General features: G+C 71.0%; 14 protein-coding genes and 1 pseudogene. 4 read left to right on the top strand and 11 right to left on the bottom strand.

Translation table 11 applies throughout. The features are described from left to right. A partial coding sequence (locus QQA02_RS10775; protein WP_284864291.1) for a C40 family peptidase occupies positions 1-453 on the top strand: 453 nt, incomplete at its 5' end. A 45-nt stretch (positions 454-498) separates the two neighbouring features. After that, positions 499-1,731, top strand: coding sequence for a SatS C-terminal domain-containing protein (locus tag QQA02_RS10770; RefSeq protein WP_284864290.1), 1,233 nt, complete (start codon positions 499-501; stop codon positions 1,729-1,731). A 47-nt stretch (positions 1,732-1,778) separates the two neighbouring features. On the opposite strand, the gene QQA02_RS10765 is transcribed toward QQA02_RS10770, so the two are convergent. The 3 genes and pseudogenes from QQA02_RS10765 to gabT all read right to left on the bottom strand — a co-directional run. Continuing rightward, positions 1,779-3,353 carry an amino acid permease gene (locus tag QQA02_RS10765; RefSeq protein WP_284864289.1) on the bottom strand — a complete coding sequence of 525 codons (1,575 nt, stop codon included), beginning with the start codon at positions 3,351-3,353 and terminating at the stop codon, positions 1,779-1,781. Positions 3,354-3,466: 113 nt separating this feature from the next. After that, positions 3,467-4,921 carry an aldehyde dehydrogenase family protein gene (locus QQA02_RS10760; RefSeq protein ID WP_284864288.1) on the bottom strand — a complete coding sequence of 485 codons (1,455 nt, stop codon included), beginning with the start codon at positions 4,919-4,921 and terminating at the stop codon, positions 3,467-3,469. 281 nt (positions 4,922-5,202) lie between these two features. Beyond that, positions 5,203-6,540: pseudogene (gene gabT, locus QQA02_RS10755) on the bottom strand (4-aminobutyrate--2-oxoglutarate transaminase); the annotation flags it as partial. 266 nt (positions 6,541-6,806) lie between these two features. Between gabT and QQA02_RS10750 the strand changes: the two are divergent. Then, positions 6,807-8,279, top strand: coding sequence for a D-alanyl-D-alanine carboxypeptidase family protein (locus QQA02_RS10750; protein WP_284864287.1), 1,473 nt, complete (start codon positions 6,807-6,809; stop codon positions 8,277-8,279). Positions 8,280-8,371: 92 nt separating this feature from the next. Here the strand turns inward: QQA02_RS10750 and QQA02_RS10745 are convergent, their stop codons facing one another. From QQA02_RS10745 to QQA02_RS10720, 6 genes are all read right to left on the bottom strand, one after another. Next, positions 8,372-9,454, bottom strand: a complete 1,083-nt coding sequence (locus tag QQA02_RS10745; protein ID WP_284864286.1) for a YhjD/YihY/BrkB family envelope integrity protein — start codon at positions 9,452-9,454, stop codon at positions 8,372-8,374. A gap of 131 nt (positions 9,455-9,585) precedes the next feature. Continuing rightward, positions 9,586-10,623 carry a tryptophan--tRNA ligase gene (gene trpS / locus QQA02_RS10740; protein WP_284864285.1) on the bottom strand — a complete coding sequence of 346 codons (1,038 nt, stop codon included), beginning with the start codon at positions 10,621-10,623 and terminating at the stop codon, positions 9,586-9,588. Positions 10,624-10,651: 28 nt separating this feature from the next. Then, positions 10,652-10,843 carry a hypothetical protein gene (locus QQA02_RS10735; protein ID WP_284775729.1) on the bottom strand — a complete coding sequence of 64 codons (192 nt, stop codon included), beginning with the start codon at positions 10,841-10,843 and terminating at the stop codon, positions 10,652-10,654. Between the two features lie 188 nt (positions 10,844-11,031). Next, positions 11,032-11,835 carry a trimeric intracellular cation channel family protein gene (locus QQA02_RS10730; RefSeq protein ID WP_284775727.1) on the bottom strand — a complete coding sequence of 268 codons (804 nt, stop codon included), beginning with the start codon at positions 11,833-11,835 and terminating at the stop codon, positions 11,032-11,034. Continuing rightward, on the bottom strand, positions 11,835-12,752 hold the full coding sequence (locus tag QQA02_RS10725; protein WP_284864284.1) for an exodeoxyribonuclease III: 918 nt from the start codon (positions 12,750-12,752) through the stop codon (positions 11,835-11,837). The genes QQA02_RS10730 and QQA02_RS10725 overlap by 1 nt, the downstream gene beginning before the upstream one ends. A gap of 46 nt (positions 12,753-12,798) precedes the next feature. After that, positions 12,799-13,953, bottom strand: coding sequence for an MFS transporter (locus QQA02_RS10720; protein ID WP_284864292.1), 1,155 nt, complete (start codon positions 13,951-13,953; stop codon positions 12,799-12,801). Between the two features lie 437 nt (positions 13,954-14,390). Between QQA02_RS10720 and QQA02_RS10715 the strand changes: the two genes are divergently transcribed. Further along, positions 14,391-16,610, top strand: coding sequence for an NADP-dependent isocitrate dehydrogenase (locus QQA02_RS10715; RefSeq protein WP_284775723.1), 2,220 nt, complete (start codon positions 14,391-14,393; stop codon positions 16,608-16,610). 273 nt (positions 16,611-16,883) lie between these two features. On the opposite strand, the gene QQA02_RS10710 is transcribed toward QQA02_RS10715, so the two are convergent. After that, positions 16,884-17,087 carry a YbdD/YjiX family protein gene (locus QQA02_RS10710; RefSeq protein ID WP_284775765.1) on the bottom strand — a complete coding sequence of 68 codons (204 nt, stop codon included), beginning with the start codon at positions 17,085-17,087 and terminating at the stop codon, positions 16,884-16,886. A gap of 47 nt (positions 17,088-17,134) precedes the next feature. Beyond that, positions 17,135-19,492 carry a carbon starvation CstA family protein gene (locus QQA02_RS10705; protein WP_284775720.1) on the bottom strand — a complete coding sequence of 786 codons (2,358 nt, stop codon included), beginning with the start codon at positions 19,490-19,492 and terminating at the stop codon, positions 17,135-17,137. Positions 19,493-19,598 lie beyond the last annotated feature (106 nt).

Below are 19,598 nucleotides of genomic sequence, written 5' to 3'. Positions count from 1 at the left end.
GGCGGACCCGACGCACCCGGGGCGGCAGCCGGCGCCGCAGGCGACGGTGAGCCCCACGACGCCGACGCGGTGGCCGCCGCGGCGGGCGGCGGGACGTCGGAAAGCGGCTCCGCCCAGGGCGAGGCGGCCGTGGCCGCCGCACGCACGCAGCTGGGCACGCCGTATGTCTGGGGCGGCACGCAGCCGGGCGGCTTCGACTGCTCGGGGCTGACCCAGTGGGCCTACCGGCAGGCCGGGGTGGAGATCCCGCGCACCGCCGAGGAGCAGGCGGTGGGCCGGGCCGTCAGCGCCGAGGAGCTGCAGCCGGGGGATCTCGCCGTCTGGGACGGGCACGTGGCCATGTACGCCGGCGACGGGCAGATGATCGAGGCCGGCGACCCGGTGCAGACCAACCCGGTGCGCACCTCCAACATGGGCATGACCTTCAAGGGCTTCTACCGTCCGACGGGCTGACCGAGCGGCGGGTGACGGGTGGTCCACGGGGTAGACTGTGCGCCCATGAGTAGCTCGACAGCCATCACGCCGGTGAGAATCTCGCTGACCGGCGGTGACTACTACACCCTGTGGGCGCCCCAGTGGCGGGAGCACGGCTCGGAGTGGCAGGCCTTCCTCGGCGACGACACCTCCGTGTTCGTCTTCGACACGCCCGCCGAGATGCTCGTGTTCCTCGAGTCCGGCGCGGACCACGACCTCAAGGCCCACCCGAAGTGGGAGAGCTTCGCCGCCCGCGGCGAGGACCGCGTGGTCCCCCGCGACAAGGAGAGCTACGACATCATCGGCGCCCCGGCCCACCTGGCCGAGCGCCCCTCCTACGAGAACGTCACCAAGGTCGCCGCCGCGGTGCGCATGGCCCGCAGCCTGGCGACGGTCACCTCGGCCGAGGACGCCGTGGTCTTCTTCGCCTCGCACTCGATCCTCAACAACCTCGAGCGCGGCCCCGAGCACTACTCCGGCGAGCCGGGCATGGACGAGTGGACCGGCCTGGGCCGCGTCGTGCTCACCAACTGGAAGAAGGTCGTCACCGCCCTCGACGAGCAGGTGAGCACCCCCGACTTCGACGAATCCGCCGTCGACGACGCCCGCGCGCGCATCGACGCCGCCGTGGCCGCCGCGGCCGCCGCCCGCGAGGAGGCCGAGGCCGAGCGCAAGGAGAAGGAGGCCGCCGCCGACCCGTACGACTCCTCGCCATGGGCCGCCGCCGGCATCGACCCGGTGCGCGTGACCATCGACGGCTCGACGCTGTACACGCTGCGCACCTACTTCGAGGGCGCCCCGGTCTTCCTGGGCCGCTACGGCGAGATCTTCACCTTCAACAACTCCAAGACGCTGGTGCGCTGGATGATCGGCGACCACAGCCACGACCTCGAGCGCTTCTCCACCTGGGAGGACCTCGTCACCCTGGCCAACGCCGGTGAGCTCGAGGTGGAGGTGCACGCGGACAACTCGTACTCCTTCGCGGGCATCGCCGAGGACATCGAGAAGGGCGTCGACGCCGTGGACCCCGACCAGATGGCGCGCGCCTACGAGCTGATGGCCGACGCCGCCGACTGGGCCGGCGACGACTCGATCAACTCCTTCTTCCTGGCCAACCCGCGCATGCAGGACTACATCTCCTACATGATCGGCTCCTCCGAGACCTCCGGCTACACCCCGACCCCGCCGTTCACCGACCGGGCCGAGGGCTGGAAGGAGATGGAGCAGCTGCTGGTCAAGCGCTTCTCGCGCAGCTAGCGGGAGCGCCCGCGCGGACGGGCACCCCTCCCCCGACGAGCCCGCGGCTAACCGGCCGCGGGCTTTTCGCCGCCCGCGGGACAGGCCGGCTCGGCCTGCGCGGCCTCAGCCTCTTCCACGGCCGCCGCATCTGCGGCCTCCCCCGCCTCAGCCTGCGCGGCCTCGCGGCGGCGGACGTGGCCGCGCGCGATCGGCCAGGCGGCCACGGCGAAGGCGATGGCGACCAGGCTGGTCCACACCTGCACCTGGCTGCCGGGGTCTGCGATCATGATGACGAAGACCACGGCCACGCCCACGACCACCAGCAGGTTGATCAGCGGGAAGAACTTCGTGCGGAACTCCAGCGCGCGCACCTCCTCGCGCGACATGCGCCGCCGGTAGGCGAAGTGGGTGCAGGCGATCATCGCGTAGACCACCAGCGCCACCAGCCCGGAGCTGTTCATGATGAACTCGAAGATCGGGGTCTCGGGGAAGACGAAGCGGAAGCCGACGGCGAAGAGCGCGCCGAGGATCGACGCGAAGATCGCCGGCACCGGCACCCCGCGGGCGTTGCGCCGGGCCAGCACCGGCGGCGCGAAGCCCTGGGCGCCCATCGCGGAGAGCATCCGCGAGGCCGAGTAGAGCCCGGAGTTGAGCACCGAGAGCACCGCGGTGAAGATGACCAGCCCCATGATCTGCGCGGCGCCGGGCACGCCGAACAGGTGGAGCACGTAGGTGAAGGGGGCGGTGGCCACGTCGGTGGGGTCCGGCAGCTGGTTCCAGGGCACGATCGCCGCGATCAGCGTGATCGAGCCGATGAAGAACAGCAGGATGCGCCAGATGACGGTGTTGGTCGCCCGCCGCACGCTCGGACCCGGGTCCTCGGACTCGGCGGCGGCCATCACGGCGATCTCGGTGCCGAAGTAGGCGAAGATGACCACGGCCATGCCGCTGAGCGCGACGGTGTAGCCGTTGGGTGCGAAGCCGCCGTGCTCCCACAGGTTGGGCACGGAGAAGCCCGCACCCGGCCACAGGCCCAGCACATAGAGGGTGCCGGCGCCCAGGAAGACGAAGACGGCGACGACCTTGACGCTGGCCAGCCAGAACTCGGTCTCGCCGAAGCCGCGCACAGAGACCGCGTTGGCCACGATGACCAGCGCGATCACCGCCAAGGATCCCGCCCAGGCCGGTATCGCCGGGAACCAGCCGTGCAGGGTCTCGCCGCCGATGACGGCGTCGTAGGCGAGCACGCCGACCCAGAAGTACCAGTACAGCCAGCCGACGAGGTAGCTGGCGAAGGGCCCGAGCCCGTCGCGGGCGTAGTCCATGAAGGATCCGACCGAGGGCCTGGCGGCGGCCATCTCGCCGAGCATCTTCATCGCCAGATACACCAGCAGCCCGCCGAGCAGGTAGGACAGGATCGCCGCCGGCCCGATCGAGCGGATGACGTTGCCGGAGCCGATGAACAGCGCCGAGCCGACGATGCCGCCGAGCGCGATCATCGTCACGTGGCGGTTGCGCAGGGTGCTCACCCCGCGCTGGGCGCTCTCGCTTGACGACGCCGCGCCTGCCGGCGTGGTGCCCGACGTCGCCGTCGCGGCCTGGGACGCGGCGCCCGAGGCGCCGGTGGCTGTGGTGGTCATGGGTCTGGGGCCTTCCGTGTGGTTTCTTGTGGTCTGTCTCGCCGGGGTGGCCGCGGTGGGCGGGTGCAGGCGAGCCCGGGTCGCCCGAGTCTGCCGCAGCCCCCTCCCCCGGCCTAGGGCAGGGCGACATAGCGGGCGTCGAGGTACTCCTCGATGCCCTCGGTGCCGCCCTCGCGGCCGAAGCCGGACTGGTCCACCCCGCCGAAGGGCGCGGCGACATCGGCGATGTTGACGCGGTTGACCGCGACCATCCCGGCCTTGAGCCGGCCGGCCAGCGCCTCGACCCCGGCCGCCGAGGCGGAGTAGCCGTAGGCGGCCAGGCCGGCGTCGGTGTCGTTGGCCGCGGCGATGGCCTCCTCGAGATCGCCGGCTACGCTGACGGTGGCCACCGGCCCGAAGATCTCGGTGTTCAGCACGTCGGCGCCGGCGGGCACGTCGGCGAGCACCGTCGGCGGGTAGAAGTAGCCCTCCCCGGGCACGTCGGCGCGGGTGCGGGCGGTGACCTGGCGCGCCCCGGCGGCCACCGCGGCGTCGACAAGCGAAGACACGCGCGCGACGGCCTCGGAGGTCACCAACGGGCCGACCTCGGTCCCGGGCTCGGAGCCGGGGCCGACGGGCAGGGCGTCGAAGCGCTCGGCCAGGCGGGCGGTGAACTCCTCGACGACGTCGGCGACGACGATGAATCGGTTGGCGGCCACGCAGACCTGGCCGGCGTTGCGGGTCTTGGCGGCCACCGCCCCGTCGACGGCGGCGTCGAGGTCGGCGTCGGCGGCGACGACGAAGGGGGCGTTGCCGCCGAGCTCCATCGAGGTGCGCAGCAGCAGGTCCGCGGACTGGCGCACCAGCGTGCGCCCGACGGCGGTGGAACCGGTGAAGGTGACCTTGCGCAGGCGCGGGTCGCCCATCAGCGCGGACGAGAGGGCCGCGGCGTCGGTGGTCGGCACGATGGAGACGACTCCGTCGGGCACCTCGTGGTGGCCGAAGACGCGGGCGAGGATCTCGCCGAGCTTGAGCATGACCAGCGGGGTCTCCGCGGCGGGCTTGACCACCACGGTGCAGCCGGCGGCCAGCGCCGGGGCGATCTTGCGGGCGGCCATCGATAGCGGGAAGTTCCACGGGGTGATTGCCAGGCATGGTCCGACGGGGCGGCGGGTGACCAGGATGCGGCCCTGCCCGCCGGGCGAGTCGGCGTAGCGGCCGGGCAGGCGCTCGGCCTCGCCGGCATACCAGCGGAAGAACTCGGCGGTGTTGGCCACCTCGGCGGCGGCCTCGCGGAGCGGCTTTCCCATCTCGCGCGAGAGCACCGGGGCCAGCTCCTCGCTGCGGGCGCTCACCGCACGCGCCAGGTCGGCGAGGACGACGGAGCGGTGCCGGGCGGTGGTGGCGGCCCAGGCGTCCTGGGCCTCGTGGGCGGCGCCCAGGGCCGCCAGGGCGTCGTCGACGGTGGCGTCCGCGACCTCGGCGATGATCTCGCCGGTGGCCGGGTCGTGGACGTCGAAGGTCGAGCCGTCGGTGGCCGGGCCTACGGTGGTGCCGGTCCAGATTCCGGTGGTGATCTCCGCGCTCATCGGGCACCTCCCCCGGTGCCGGTGGCCCCGGTGCCGGCGCAGCCGGTCACGGCCTCGGCCGCGGCGGCGAGCCTGCGGGTGGCCGGGTCGGCGTCGACGAGGTCGTCACCGGGCTCGTTGCGCGCCTCCCCGCCGGCGTCACCTGCGCCCTCACCCGCAGCTCGGTCTGCGCCGCCGCGGGCCGCGCCCGCCGGGTTGGTCAGCGGGTTGGCCGGCGCCGGCACCCCGGCGGCGATGCTCGCCGCACTGGCCGCCCCCACCCCGGCGACGGCGGCGGCCCTCGCGCGCGCCCGGTCGAGGGCGACGATCTCGCGCACCAGCTGGCGCAGCCCGTCGCGCAGCAGGTCCTCGGGGACGGTCAGCGGGGGCAAAAGCCGGATGACGTTGCCGTCGATGCCGCAGGTGAGCACGAGCACGCCGGCCTGCGCGCAGTGCACCGCGACGTCGGCGACGGCCTGCGGGTCGGGCCGGCCGGCGGCGTCGACGAGCTCGACGGCGATCATGGCGCCGCGGCCGCGCACCTCGGCCACGCGTGCGAGCCCGTTGAGGGCATCGAGCTCCTCGCGGGCGACGGTCTCGATCTCGCGGGCGCGGGCGGGAAGGCCCATCCGCTCCATCTCGGCGAGGGTGGCCAGGGCGGCGGCGCAGGCGACGGGGTTGCCGCCGTAGGTGCCACCCAGCGACCCGGGGGCAGGGGCGTCCATGATCTCGGCGCGCCCGGTCACCGCCGACAGCGGCAGCCCGTTGGCCAGCGCCTTGGCGGAGCAGACGAGGTCGGGCACCAGGCCCTCGTGCTCGGAGGCGAACCAGGTGCCGGTGCGCGCGATGCCGGCCTGGATCTCGTCGGCGACGAAGACGATGCCGTGGCCGCGGCACCACTCGGCCAGCGCGGGCAGGAAGCCGGTGGCCGGCACCACGAAGCCGCCCTCGCCCTGGACGGGCTCGGCGACCAGGCAGGCGATCTCGCCGGGCTCGGTCGTGCGCTCAAGGTGGGCGATGGTGCGCGCGGCGGCGTCCTCGCCGACCAGCCCGTCGCGCACGGGGTAGGACATCGGCGCGCGGTGGATGTCGCCGGCGAAGGGGCCGAAGTCCTTCTTGTAGGGCCGCGGCTTGGTGGTCATCGCCAGGGTGAGGTTGGTGCGCCCGTGGAAGCCGCCGTCGAGGACGGCCACGCCGCGCCGGCCGGTGTGGGCACGCGCGATCTTGACGGCGTTCTCGATCGCCTCGGCGCCGGTACTGAAGAGCATGGTGCGCTTCTCGTGGTCGCCCGGCGTCAGCTTGCCGAGCCTCTCGGCGACCTCGACGTAGTTCTCGTAGGGGCTGACCAGGTAGCAGGTGTGGGTGAAGTGGCGGGCGGCCTCCGCGACGGCCTCGGCGACGGCCGGGTTGGAGGCGCCGGCCGAGGTCACGGCGATCCCGGAGGACAAGTCGATGAAGGAGTTGCCGTCGGCGTCGACGAGCACTCCCCCGTCGGCGTCGACCACGGCGCCGGGCAGGGTGGGCGCGACGGCGCGCGGGACGTGGCGTCGGCGCCGGCGGGCGAGCTCCTCGGTCTCGGGTCCGGGCGGGCCCTGCTTGATGCTGCGGACCTGGGGCAGGCGGTAGGTGAGATCCTCCACGGGGCTTCTCCTCCTTCGTCGTGTCTTGTCGTGTCTCGTGGGCGGTGAGCGCGGGCCACTTCGAACTCGTTTTGTGATCTGCGATACTCGCTTGTCAGGGGAGACTACTCCCGCGCGGGCTATCACATACTTTTTATGCGAAAAAGACATGGATTGATACGCCCCGCGGTGCGTTTGAAATTGCCGACGTCGCGCCCGCGCCCGTTTTGGGGAACGTTCCTCGCGTGCGCCTGGCTCGAGGCCGGGGCGCGTTCTACCATGAGCCAATGCACAGCCACCTGACCCGTCCCGCCCGCCGGGAGCTCCGCCGCGGCCTGCTCGACCCGATCGCCCTCGGCGCCGCCACGCTGATGGCGGTGAGTGCGGCGGGGGCGCCCGCCGCGCTCGCCCAGCAGGCGCAGGAGCCCACGGCGGAGTCCGCCGAGCGGTCGGGGGCGGAGTCCGCCACGGAGTCGGACGCCCCGGTCACCGACGCGCTGGGCAACCTCGTGCTCTCCCCACGCGACAAGGCCCCGGACACCGACTCGTGCCCGCACAGCCTGATCCCCGCCGAGCCGCGCTCGACCTCCGAGCGACTCGCTCCGGGCGAGGAGTCGCCGACTCCCCCGCCGCCGGCCGAGGGCGCGGACTGCGGCATCACCGCGGTGAAGGGCTACCAGGTGCCCGAGGAGCAGACGGCCGCGGCGTGGATCGTCTTCGACATCGACTCCGGCGACGTCATCGCCCAGAAGGACCCGCACGGGCGCTACCGCCCGGCGAGCATCATCAAGGTGCTGCTGGCGCTGACCGCCATCAACGAGCTCGACCTGGACGCCAAGATGCCGGTCAGCGAGAAAGCGGCGACCATGGAGGGCTCCTCGGCGGGCATCGGCACCACCGGCTCCTACACCGCCCGCGACCTGCTCTACGGCCTGCTGCTCAACAGCGGCAACGACGCCGCGCAGGCACTCGCCGAGGCCCTCGGCGGCGAGGAGGCCGCCCTGGAGAAGGTCAACGCGCTCGCGCAGAGCCTGGGCGCGCACGACACGCACGTGGCTGACTACACCGGCCTGGACAAGCCGGGCCAGATGACCAGCTCGCACGACCTGGCGCTGATGTACCGGGCGGCCTGGGAGAACCCGACCTTCGCGAAGATGGTCGACACCGACTACGTGAACTTCCCCGGCCACCACGACAACGACCCGGACGCCGCCCAGGCCTCGACCGAGCCCGCCCAGCCGGCGCAGCCGGGGGCGACGGGCGCAGCACCGGGGACCGACGGGCCGCAATCAAGCGCCCCCGGCCAGGACCCGTTCACCGACGACGACCCGTCCAACGGCTACCAGCTGTGGAACGACAACCAGCTGTTCCTGCAGGACCCGGACGGCATCGGCGGCAAGACCGGCTACACCGACGACGCGCACCACACCTTCGTCGGCGCGCTCGACCGCGACGGGCGGCGCCTGGCGGCGGTGGTGCTGGACACGACGATCGACAAGGGCCGGGCGTGGGAGCAGACGCAGCGCTTCCTGCACGCCGCCTACGAGGTGCCCGCCGGCGAGAAGATCGACTCGCTGGCCGAGACCTCCGACAAGGTCGGCGCCGGAGCGACGACCGCCCCCGAGGCCGACGCCGCGGACGGCAAGACCGCGCAGGCCGGTATGTGGGCCGGGCGCGGCACCTGGGTCGGCGCCGGGGTCGTGACCGCCGTGGTGCTGGCCGCGGGGCTGGGTATCTGGCTGACCCGCCGGCGGCGCTGAAGCCGGCCGTGCCTCGCGGCGCGGCAGGAGCCGGGCGGGACATGACTAAAGGGGCGGGGCCTTCATCGGCCCCTCCCCTTCCTTGTCTGCGCTCAGCGGCGGCGCAGCAGCGTCGCCAGCGCGGTGACGGCCGCACCGACGGCGGCGCCGACGCCCACGGCGGCCGGGGTGGAGACGGTCTCCGGGCGGACCTCGTTGCGCACGCGGATCACGGCCGGCTCGGGCGCGGGCAGCTTGACCAGGCGCAGCGACTCCTCGGTGGTGGCGGCCCACGCGGAGACGTAGAGCACCACGCGCCAGACCAGGTACATCATGACCATCAGACCGATGATCGGGCCGAAGGCCGCACCGGCCGGGTTGTTCAGCGCGTTGGAGGCGAAGACCGAACCGAGCTGCTTGATGACCTCGAAGGCGACGGCGCCGATCAGCGCGGCCTGCAGGCCGGAGCGGCGCGGCACGCGGGTGCGCGGCAGGTACATCACGATCCAGAGCATGACCAGGAAGTTGGCCGCGACACCGATGAGGACGGCCAGCAGCCAGGTGACGTACTGGATGCCCGGCACGTGGTCCAGGCCGACCATCTCGATCAGGCGGGCGGTCAGCCCGGAGGAGCCGACGGCCGTGACACCGAAGGCGACACCGAACGCGATGAGCAGACCGATCAGGCCGACGAGGTCCATGGCCTTCTTGACGGCGAAGTTGCCGTCGGTCGGGTCCAGGCGCCACATCTTGGACACGCCGTAGCGCAGGTTGCCCATCCAGCCGAGGCCGGACCACAGGGCGGTCAGACCACCGATGCCGGCGATGACGCCGCGCTGGGCGACGGCGGTCTCGATGACGCCGCTGATCATCTCGCCCATCTCGCCCTCGAGGCTGCCGGTCACCGAGTCCTGGAGGGACTGCAGCTGGTCCGGGTTGTTGGCCAGCACGAAGCCGGCGCCGGCGAAGACGAGCATGAGCAGCGGGAAGATCGCCAGCACCGAGAAGTAGGTGATGCCCGCGGAGTACTGGTTGCCGCCGAAGGAAGCGTAGCGCTCCTGCATGCGCATCACGTGGTCGAACCAGCCCCACTTGCGGCGCAGCTTGTCCACCATGCCCGGTTCGTCGGCGGTGGACCGCTCGATGCCGTAGACGTCGGTCCTCTTCTCGTCGCTGTCGGTGACGGTCGCGACCATCGTGTGCTCCTTGGCGGTTCGGTGCGTGTGGGGCGTGGTTCGGCGTGGGCGGGCACGGGGCGCGCGGCGCCCGCCGGGTCAGACCCGGCGGATGCGCCGGGGCGAATGACTCCGCCCGGCCAGTTTAAGGGTCAGTTGCCCTTCCTGTGGGCCGGGACGAGGAATCCCATCTTCTCGTAGACCTCGGCGACCAGCGGGTCGGCCAGCTCGTTGGCGCGCTCGGCGCCGCGGGCCAGGATCCGCTCGATCTCGGCCGGGTCGGAGACGTACTCCTCGTAGCGGGCCTTCAGCGGGGTGGTGAACGCCTCGAGGGCGTCGGCGGTGTCGACCTTGAGCTGGCCGTAACGGGCGCCGGAGGCCGTGTAGCCGGCCACCAGGTCCTCGATCGAGGTTCCGCTTAGGGCGGACTGGATGACCAGCAGGTTGGACACGCCCGGCTTGGTGGCCGGGTCGTAGGTGATCTCGTCGCCGTCGTCGGTGACCGCCGAGCGGATCTTCTTGGCCGAGACCTTCGGGTCGTCGAGCAGGTTGATCAGGCCCTTGGGGTTCGGCCCGGACTTGGACATCTTGGCCGTGGGGTCCTGCAGGTCGTAGATCTTGGCCGCGCCCTTAGGGATGAAGCCCTCGGGCATGACGAAGGTCTCGCCGAAGCGGTTGTTGAAGCGCTCGGCCAGGTTGCGGGTCAGCTCTAGGTGCTGGCGCTGGTCCTCGCCGACGGGCACGAGCTCGGGGCGGTAGAGCAGGATGTCCGCCGCCATGAGCATCGGGTAGGCGAAGAGGCCGGCCGAGGTGCGGTCGGCGCCGTGGCGGGCCGACTTGTCCTTGAACTGCGTCATGCGGCTGGCCTCGCCGAAGCCGGTCAGGCAGGTCAGCACCCACGCCAGCTCGGCGTGCGCCGGGACGTGGGACTGGACGAAGAGGGTGGAGCGCTCGGGGTCGATGCCGAGCGCGAGCAGCTGGGCCACACCGGCGACGGTGCGCCGGCGCAGCTCCTCCGGATCCTGGTCGACGGTGATCGCGTGCAGGTCCGGGATGAAGTAGAACGCCTCGTAGTCGTCCTGCAGCTCGATCCACTGCTTGAGGGCCCCCAGGTAGTTACCCAGGTGGTAGGAATCGGCCGTCGGCTGGATGCCGGAGAGGACGCGCTGTGCGGAGGCTTGCTTGGTCATGGCGTATCAGTCTAGCGCCACAGGTCCCTTACAGCTTGCGGGAGGTGGGGCTGATGCGGTCGGCGAGAAGGGCCCAGGCGACGACGATCAGCGCGCCGCCGACGGCCAGACCCAGACCGGACAGGATGCCCAGGACGGTGAAGCCGGCGGCCCCGATCGCCCAGATGGAGGCCGCACCGATGACGACGCCGAGGACGAGGCAGATGATCGCGAGAATCATAGAAATTCACCCTACATTCTTGCTGGTTTGATAGGTCCGGAAGCACAGGGTACCCCGCCCCGGCCCCGAGTTCGCGTGCGCCCCGGATCGCCTACCCCCGGCCGGGCGGACCGGCACGCCGACCCCCGGCCGACAGGGTGCCCGGCGCGACGACGAACGCACCCCGCCGGGGCGCGCGGCGCCCGGGCCTACTCGGCGCCCGGTGCGCCCTTGGTTCCCGGGCCGGAGCCACCGGGGCGGCGCCGGCGCAGGAACTTGGGCGGGCGCGGGCGCTTGGGCGGGTGCACCCCGCGGCGTCGTAAAGCGAGCCGGGCACGGCGCACGCCGGTCACCCGGTACGCACCGCGCAGGCCGCGGTACAGGCGCGGGTCCATCTGCTGCTCCTCGCCGAGGTACTCGAAGACGGGCAGCGAGATGTTCCAGTGCAGGGCGGCCAGGCGCCCGGCGATGCCCAGCGAGAGGGTCAGCAGGATGATCCAGTTCTCCTCGAGGCCCACCCAGTCCAGGCCCAGGTAGACCACCGTGATGCCGACGCTGATCGAGGCGTAGAGGTCCTTCTGGAAGACCAGCGGGATGCGGTCGGAGAACAGGTCGCGCAGCACGCCGCCGAACACGCCGGTGGCCACCGAGGCGACCGTGGCGATCAAAAAGCCGTGGCCCAGCTCCAGGGCGATGCGGGTGCCCAGCACGGAGAAGGCGCACAGGCCGACGGCGTCGGCGACGAGGAAGACCGTGCTGAAGTACTTCGCCAGAAAGGACAGCGAGACGGTCACCATGGCGGCGACGAGCACAATGATCAGGTAGACGGGGTTCTCCACCCAGATCAGCGGGTAGTGGTCGAGCAGAAGGTCGCGGACCACTCCCCCGCCGAAGGCCGTCACACAGGCCAGCACGAGCACGCCGAAGAGGTCGAAGCGCTGCCGGCCCGCCGCCAGAGCTGCGGTCATCGCCTCGGCGGTGATGCCGATGATGTAGGTGATCGAGAGCAGCATCAGCGGTAGGTGACGGTCAGCGGCGAGTGGTCGGACCAGCGCATCTCGACGCTCTCGGCCTTGTCCACGTGCACGGACTCGGCGCGCTCGAGCATCTCGGCGGTGGCGGCCTGGTAGTCGATGCGCCACCCGGCGTCGTTGTTGAACGCCTGGCCGCGGTAGGTCCACCAGGTGTAGGGGCCGGGGCCCTCGGGGTTGAGGCGGCGGGTGACGTCGAACCAGGCCGGCTCGGCGGCCGGCTCGCGCACCGGGCCGCCGGCGTAGTCGACGGCGCCGGCGAAGGTGCCGACCTCGGCGACGTCCGCGGTCTGCGAGGCGTCCTCCGGGAAAGCGCCGAAGACGGAGTCCATGAAGCGGCGCTCGTCGGGCAGGAAGCCGGACTTCTTCAGGTTGCCCTTCCAGTTCTTCAGGTCCTCGCGGCGGTGGCAGATGTTCCAGTCGCCGCAGATGACCATGCGCGGGTACGTGCGTGCCCGCTCGGCGAGGACGTCGGTGAACTCGTCGAGGAAGCGGTACTTCTCGTCCTGCTTGGGAGTGTCCTCGGAGCCGGAGGGCAGGTAGAGGCTGGCCAGGCGCACCGGGCCGAAATCGGCCTCGTAGGTGCCCTCGAGCCAGCGCCCGGCGTCGGTGAAACTGCCGAAGCCGATCTCGACGTCCGTGAGCTCCTTCTTGGACAGGATGCCCACGCCGGCGCGGCCCTTGGCGGCGGACGGGGCGACGACGAGGTGCCAACCTTCCTCGAGGACTCCGGCCAGCGCCTTCTCGGCCTGCTCGACGGTGGCGCGCACTTCCTGCATCAGCACGACGTCGGGGTCTGCGTGGTGCAGCCAGTCGACGAGGCCGAGGTTGGCCTCATTGCGCTTCTTGGTGGCGGCGCGGATGCCGTTGACGTTGACGGAGGTGACGGTCAGGCTCATGCGCACGATCCTATCGGGCGCGGCGTGAAAACCCGTTCCGGGCCTATCAATCCGCGGCGAGGCTGCGGCGGCGCAGCAGGAAGGCCGAGATCCAGACCAGGATCGCGGCGGCTGCCAGGCCGGCGCCGGCGAAGGCGGGGGCCGCGTAGCCGTGGCCGGCGGCGATGACCGCGCCGCCCAGGGCCGCGCCCAGCGCGTTGGCCAGGTTCAGGGCGGACTGGTTGAGGGCGGCGGCCAGGGTCTGGGCGTCGCCGGCGACGTCCATCAGGCGGATCTGCAGGCTCGGGATGAGCGTGGAGCCGAAGAAGGAGACGAAGCCGAAGTTGATCGAGCCCAGGATGACGTTGGTCGAGGTGAAGTAGAAGCAGACGAGCACCACGGCGATCATGAACAGCGAGAACAGGATGCCGAACTCGAGGTTGCGGTCCGCGATGCGCCCGCCGAACCAGTTGCCCACCACGGAGCCGACGCCGTAACACATGAGCACCACGGGCATCCAGGACGGATCGAGGCCCGCGCGGTCCACCATGGTCCAGGAGATATAGGTGTAGACCGAAAACATGCCGCCGAAGCCGACGGTGCCCATCGCCACAGTCAGCCAGACCTGGCTCTTGGTCAGCGCGGAGAGCTCGGTGCGGAAGCCCGTGGCCTTCATCTCGGTCATGTGCGGCATGAGGAACCACAGGGCGACCAGGCAGATCAGGAAGAGCGCGACCACCAGCGCGTAGGCGGCCGGCCAGCCGGCGAGCTGGCCGAGGGCCTGGGCGGCGGGAACACCGACGACGGTGGCCACCGACAGGCCCATGCCGACGAACGCGATGGCCTGGCCGCGCTGGCCGGGCGGGGCCATCGAGGCCGCCGAGAGCCCGGCGACCGAGAAGTAGGCCCCGTGCGGCAGCCCGGAGATGACGCGGGCTGCCATGAGCACCCACAGCGAGCCGGTCACGGCGGCGAGCACGGTCAGAAGGTTGCCCAGCACCAGGCCGAAGGTCAGGAGCAGCAGCAGGCGGCGCCGCGGCAGCCGCCCGGTCAGCGCGGCGATGCCCGGCGCGCCGATGACCACGCCGAGGGCGTAGGCGGAGATGATGCGCCCGGCGACGTCCTCGGTGACCCCGAAGTCCTCGGCGATGAGGCTGAGCAGACCCATCGTGACGAACTCGGTGGTGCCGATGGCGAAGGCACCGACCGCCATCGCCAGCATGACGATGATCCGGCGCGGCTCGGAGATCTCGGTCTGCCGCGGGCGCGGGCGCCGCGCGGGCAGGCCGACGGGCTTGATGGTGCGGAAAGTCACCGGGGCAGGCTACACCCCGCTCTCCCGGCCCGCCCAGCCAGAACGCCTCGCAGTGACACGGTCGACGCCGCGCCGCGCGGGCGCGGTGCGGCACACGCCGGCGGCGCCCGCCCGCGGCGAGCGACGCGACGTCGGCAAGCACGCACATGCGTGACGCGGCGCACACACGGGGGTGACGCGCGGCGCACGCAAGCGGCGGAGCGGACCGGCCCCGCCCGGCGGTTTTGGTACGACGACGCCGCGGGGCTCCCGGACGGGGTTAACCACGCACGGCACGCCCGGGGTCCCGCCGCTAACCTGGTGGGTTGAAGTGTCTGAAAGTACCAATCACTGAAGGAGAGACTGTGGCCACGATCATCTGGACCCGCACGGACGAGGCGCCGCTGCTGGCGACCTATTCCTTTAAGCCGATTGTCGAGGCGTTCTCCTCGACCGCCGGCATCGACGTCGAGACCCGCGACATCTCCCTGGCCGGCCGCATCCTCGCCCAGTTCCCGGACCGGCTCACCGAGGAGCAGCGCGTCGACGACGCCCTCGCCGAGCTCGGCAAGCTGACCAAGACGCCCGAGGCCAACATCATCAAGCTGCCGAACATCTCGGCCTCCCTGCCGCAGCTCAAGCGCGCCATCGCCGAGCTGCAGGCCGACGGCTACGACATCCCGGACTACCCGGAGAACCCGGAGAGCGACGAGGAGAAGGACGCCCGCGCCCGCTACGACGCCGTCAAGGGCTCCGCCGTCAACCCGGTGTTGCGCGAGGGCAACTCCGACCGCCGCGCGCCCGTCGCGGTGAAGAACTTCGTGCGCTCCCACCCGCACTCCATGGGTGAGTGGGCGAAGGACTCCAAGACCAACGTCGCCACCATGGACGCCGACGACTTCCGCCACAACGAGAAGTCCGTGATCGTCGACAAGGCCCAGACCCTGAAGATCGTCCACACCGCCGCCGACGGCACCGAGACGGTGCTCAAGGACGACCTCAAGGTCGAGGACGGCGAGGTCGTCGACGCGACCTTCATGTCGGCCGAGGCCCTCGATAACTTCCTGGCCGAGCAGGTCGCCCGCGCCAAGGCCGACGGCGTGCTCTTCTCCGCGCACCTGAAGGCCACCATGATGAAGGTCTCCGACCCGGTCATCTTCGGCCACGTGGTACGCGCCTACTTCAAGGACGTCTTCGACGCCTACGGCGACAAGCTGATGGCCGCCGGCCTCAACGGCGAGTCCGGCCTGGCCGCCATCCTCAGCGGGCTCGACGAGCTCGACGGCGGCGAGGAGATCAAGGCCGCCTTCGACAAGGCGCTCGCCGAGGGCCCGGACCTGGCCATGGTCAACTCCCACAAGGGCATCACCAACCTGCACGTGCCCAGCGACGTGATCATCGACGCCTCCATGCCGGCGATGATCCGCACCTCCGGGCAGATGTGGAACAAGAACGACGAGACCCAGGACACCCTGGCCGTCATCCCGGACTCCTCCTACGCCGGCGTCTACCAGACCGTCATCGACGACTGCAAGGAAAACGGCGCCTTCGACCCGACCACGATGGGCACCGTGCCCAACGTCGGCCTGATGGCCCGTAAGGCCGAGGAGTACGGCTCTCACGACAAGACCTTCGTCATCCCGGCCGACGGCACCGTGAGTGTGGTCGACGAGGCCGGCGAGACCCTGCTCGAGCACGAGGTCGGCGAGGGTGACATCTGGCGCGCCTGCCAGACCAAGGACGAGCCGATCCGCGACTGGGTCAAGCTTGCCGTCGACCGCGCCCGCGAGTCCGGCATGAAGGCCGTCTTCTGGCTGGACCCGGAGCGCGGCCACGACCGCACCATCCAGTCGCTGGTGGAGAAGTACCTCGGCGAGCTGGACACCGAGGGCCTGGACATCGAGATCCTCGACCCGGTCGCCGCGACCAAGCTGTCGGTGGAGCGCATCCGCCGCGGCGAGGACACTATCTCCGTGACCGGCAACGTGCTGCGTGACTACAACACCGACCTCTTCCCGATCCTCGAGCTGGGCACCTCCGCGAAGATGCTCTCCGTGGTGCCGCTGATGGCCGGCGGCGGACTCTTCGAGACCGGTGCGGGCGGCTCCGCCCCGAAGCACGTCCAGCAGGTCCTCGAGGAGAACCACCTGCGCTGGGACTCCCTGGGCGAGTTCCTGGCACTGGCCGAGTCCTACCGCCACGAGCAGCGCAAGAACGACAACGGCAAGGCCGGCGTGCTGGCCGACGCCCTGGACAAGGCCACCGAGAAGGTGCTGGCCGAGGGCAAGTCGCCGTCGCGCAAGGTCGGCGAGATCGACAACCGCGGCTCGCACTTCTGGCTGGCCAAGTTCTGGGTCGACGCACTGGCCGCCCAGGACGAGGACGCGGAGATGAAGGAGTACTTCACCCCGCTGGCCGAGAAGCTGGGCGAGGTCGCCGAGCAGGTGGACAAGGACCTGATCGACAACCAGGGTTCCGAGGTCGACCTCGGCGGCTACTTCCTGCCCGACGACGCGAAGGCCTCCGCCGTCATGCGCCCCTCCGAGGCGTTCAACGCGGTGCTCGACGCGCTCTCCGACAAGTAGCGCTTCCGCGCGCGGCGCGATTGCCGACGTCGCGCGGGCCCACGGGCCTGCGTAGGCGCGGCGCCTCTGCGCCGGAGAAAGGACCGCCCGGCTCCGGCCGGGCGGTCCCTTTGTGGTTTGTGCCGGTTCTGTCGATCCCAGGGGCGCGACCGCACCCAGGTGCGCTGATCGCGGAGCGGTTGACCCGTCCCTCCCCCTCACCGTTGCATGTGCCAGGCGCTCAATCGGGCCGTTTCGGGGTCAAGCACATGCAACGGCGGCCGACCCCGGCAGTCAGCAGCAGCGCGCGCCCGGATTCGCGTCCTGGGCGGCCCAGCGGGCCCGCCAGTACTCCTTCTCCGTGGGCACCTCGCGGTCGGGGTGGTGGGCCTGAAGGTGCGCGACGTACTTGGCGTAGTCGTGGTCGCCCATCAGCTCACCGAGGTACCAGCCCACCGAGCGTACCGCCGAGCAGGTCGCCCGCCAGACCCGTGTCAGGGCGCCGGGCGCGGCGTCGGAAATCGTGGTCCGGTAGACGGCGGAGGTCATCGTGCCCCCTCGGCGGCGCTCGCACGCACCTCGTGCTCGCCGGCCTCGCCGCCGCCGGCGACGGTCATCTCGTCGGAGCCCTGGTAGGCCTCGATCTGCTTGTCCAGCTTGGTGGCCAGCATCCCGTGCGGGGCGAAGAAGTTCGACGGGTGATCGGGCTCCTCACTCGACTGGACCTCGAGGCCAGCCGCCCGGGCGCGCACGGCCTTGACGCAGGCCACGGCCGCGGCACCCATGACGATGAGCACCAGCACGGCGAACAGGATCGACAGGGAACCCTGCACGGCGGTGTTGCGCACGACGTCGGAAATCTCCTCGGGGGTCTGGGCTGCGCCGAAGGACTGCGCCCCGGAGTTGAGCGCCTCCTTGTAGCGCGCGTGTTGCGCCCAGAAGCCGATGGCCGGGTCAGAGTGGAAGATCTTCTGCCAGGAGGCGTACATGGTGATGATCAGGTCCCACGCCAGCGGCAGACCCGGGATCCAGGCCCACGTGTACAGGCCCTTCTTGACCACCACGACCAGCACCAGGGCCAGGGCGATGGCGGCGAGCAGCTGGTTGGCGATGCCGAACAGCGGGAAGAGGACGTTGATGCCGCCGAGCGGGTCGGTGACGCCCATCAGCAGGATCGCGCCCCAGATGCCGCAGGTGGCGATGGTGCCGATCCAGTGGCCCGGGGTCCACTCCGGGTCGCCGAACTTCTTCAGGCCCGGGATGTTGGACAGCGAGTCGGTCATCATGAAGCGGGCGACGCGGGTGCCGGCGTCGACGGTGGTCAGGATGAACAGGGCCTCGAACATGATCGCGAAGTGGTACCAGAAGGCCTGCAGCGAGTCGTTGCCGAAGACGTCGGTGAGCACCTCGGACATGCCGAAGGCCAGGGTGGGCGCGCCGCCGGTGCGCGAGACGATGGACTCCTCGCCGATCGCGTTGGCCGCGGCGGTGATCTCCTCGGCGCTCAGGTTGTCGCCGGGAAGCCCGATGCTGTTGACCCACTGGGCGGCGGTGGCGGCCTCGCCGCCGGTCAGCGCCGCGGGGGCGTTCATCACGAAGTAGAGGTGGCGGTCCAGGATCACGGCGGTGACCAGGGCCATCAGGGCGACGAAGGACTCCATGAGCATTCCGCCGTAGCCGAGCATGCGCATGTGGGACTCCTTCTCCATCAGCTTCGGGGTGGTGCCCGAGGAGATCAGGGAGTGGAATCCGGACAGCGCGCCGCAGGCGATGGTGATGAACAGGAACGGGAAGAGGTCGCCGGAGAAGACCGGGCCGTTGCCCTCTGTGGCGAAGTGGGTCACGGCGGGCATCTCGATCTTGGGCGCGACGATGACGATGCCGACGGCCAGCAGCGCGATGACGCCGATCTTCATGAAGGTCGACAGGTAGTCGCGCGGGGCCAGCAGCAGCCAGACGGGCAGCAGGGCGGCCACGCAGCCGTAGATGATCAGGCACCAGGCCAGGGCGACCTTGGAGAGGGTGAAGATCTCGGCACCCCAGGTGGTCTCGGCGACCCACCCGCCGGCGACGATGGCGGCCAGCAGCAGCACGATGCCGATGGCGGAGACCTCGACGACGCGGCCCGGGCGCAGGTAGCGCATGTAGACACCCATGAAGATCGCGATCGGGATGGTCATCGCGATGGAGAACACACCCCAGGGGCTGTCTGCCAGGGCGTTGACGACGATCAGCGCGAGCACCGCGATGAGGATCAGCATGATCGTCATCACGGCGAGGATGCCGGCCGCACCGCCGACGGTGCCCATCTCGTCGCGGACCATCTGGCCGAGCGAGCGGCCGCGGCGGCGGGTGGAGACCCACAGCACCATGTAGTCCTGGACGGCGCCGGCGAGGATGACGCCGATGACGATCCACAGGGTGGACGGCAGGTAGCCCATCTGGGCGGCCATGACGGGCCCGACCAGCGGGCCGGCGCCGGCGATGGCGGCGAAGTGGTGGCCGAACAGGACGCGGCGGTCGGTGGGCAGGAAGTCGTTGCCGTCGGCGGCGTACTCGGCCGGGGTGGCGCGCGCGTCGTTCGGCTTGACCACTTTGTACTCGATCAGGCGCGCGTAGAGCGTGTAGCCGATGATGTAGGAGCCGACGGCGGCGGCGACCAGCCACACGGAGTTGACCTGCTCGCCGCGGGAGAAGGCGAGCACGCCCCAGGCCACGGCGGCGAGGATCGCGATGACCATGAGCGTGATGCGAGCGGCCACGGAGAAGCCGGCGGGGCGCTGGACGCCGACGATGCGGCCGGTCTTTTCGTTGCGGATCAGTTCGTGGCCCTCGGGCGGCTGGGGCGCGCCGGCCTCCGCCGGTTCGCCGCCTGCGCCGGGACGCGTCAGTGCTGTGCTCATTGCGCTGGCCTTTCGGTGCGTGGTGGTGCACGGGGTGGCGCCTCGGTCGGGGTGCCACTCACCCACAGTTCTCAATACGTGGGATATCTATCCCACTTAGGGAGAG

It is taken from the genome of Corynebacterium sp. MSK006 (assembly GCF_030232385.1).
In the GTDB taxonomy this organism is placed as follows: domain Bacteria; phylum Actinomycetota; class Actinomycetes; order Mycobacteriales; family Mycobacteriaceae; genus Corynebacterium; species Corynebacterium frankenforstense_A.
This window is presented reverse-complemented; position numbering and strand designations above follow the sequence as displayed.

Bases quoted from the DNA above. Each gene is read 5' to 3' on its own strand.
- QQA02_RS10770 (WP_284864290.1), top strand. From the start codon at position 499: ATGAGTAGCTCGACAGCCATCACGCCGGTGAGAATCTCGCTGACCGGC.
- QQA02_RS10765 (WP_284864289.1), bottom strand. From the start codon at position 3,353: ATGACCACCACAGCCACCGGCGCCTCGGGCGCCGCGTCCCAGGCCGCG.
- QQA02_RS10760 (WP_284864288.1), bottom strand. From the start codon at position 4,921: ATGAGCGCGGAGATCACCACCGGAATCTGGACCGGCACCACCGTAGGC.
- QQA02_RS10750 (WP_284864287.1), top strand. From the start codon at position 6,807: ATGCACAGCCACCTGACCCGTCCCGCCCGCCGGGAGCTCCGCCGCGGC.
- QQA02_RS10745 (WP_284864286.1), bottom strand. From the start codon at position 9,454: ATGGTCGCGACCGTCACCGACAGCGACGAGAAGAGGACCGACGTCTAC.
- trpS (WP_284864285.1), bottom strand. From the start codon at position 10,623: ATGACCAAGCAAGCCTCCGCACAGCGCGTCCTCTCCGGCATCCAGCCG.
- QQA02_RS10735 (WP_284775729.1), bottom strand. From the start codon at position 10,843: ATGATTCTCGCGATCATCTGCCTCGTCCTCGGCGTCGTCATCGGTGCG.
- QQA02_RS10730 (WP_284775727.1), bottom strand. From the start codon at position 11,835: ATGCTGCTCTCGATCACCTACATCATCGGCATCACCGCCGAGGCGATG.
- QQA02_RS10725 (WP_284864284.1), bottom strand. From the start codon at position 12,752: ATGAGCCTGACCGTCACCTCCGTCAACGTCAACGGCATCCGCGCCGCC.
- QQA02_RS10720 (WP_284864292.1), bottom strand. From the start codon at position 13,953: ATGCTGGCGATGGCGGTCGGTGCCTTCGCCATCGGCACCACCGAGTTC.
- QQA02_RS10705 (WP_284775720.1), bottom strand. From the start codon at position 19,492: ATGAGCACAGCACTGACGCGTCCCGGCGCAGGCGGCGAACCGGCGGAG.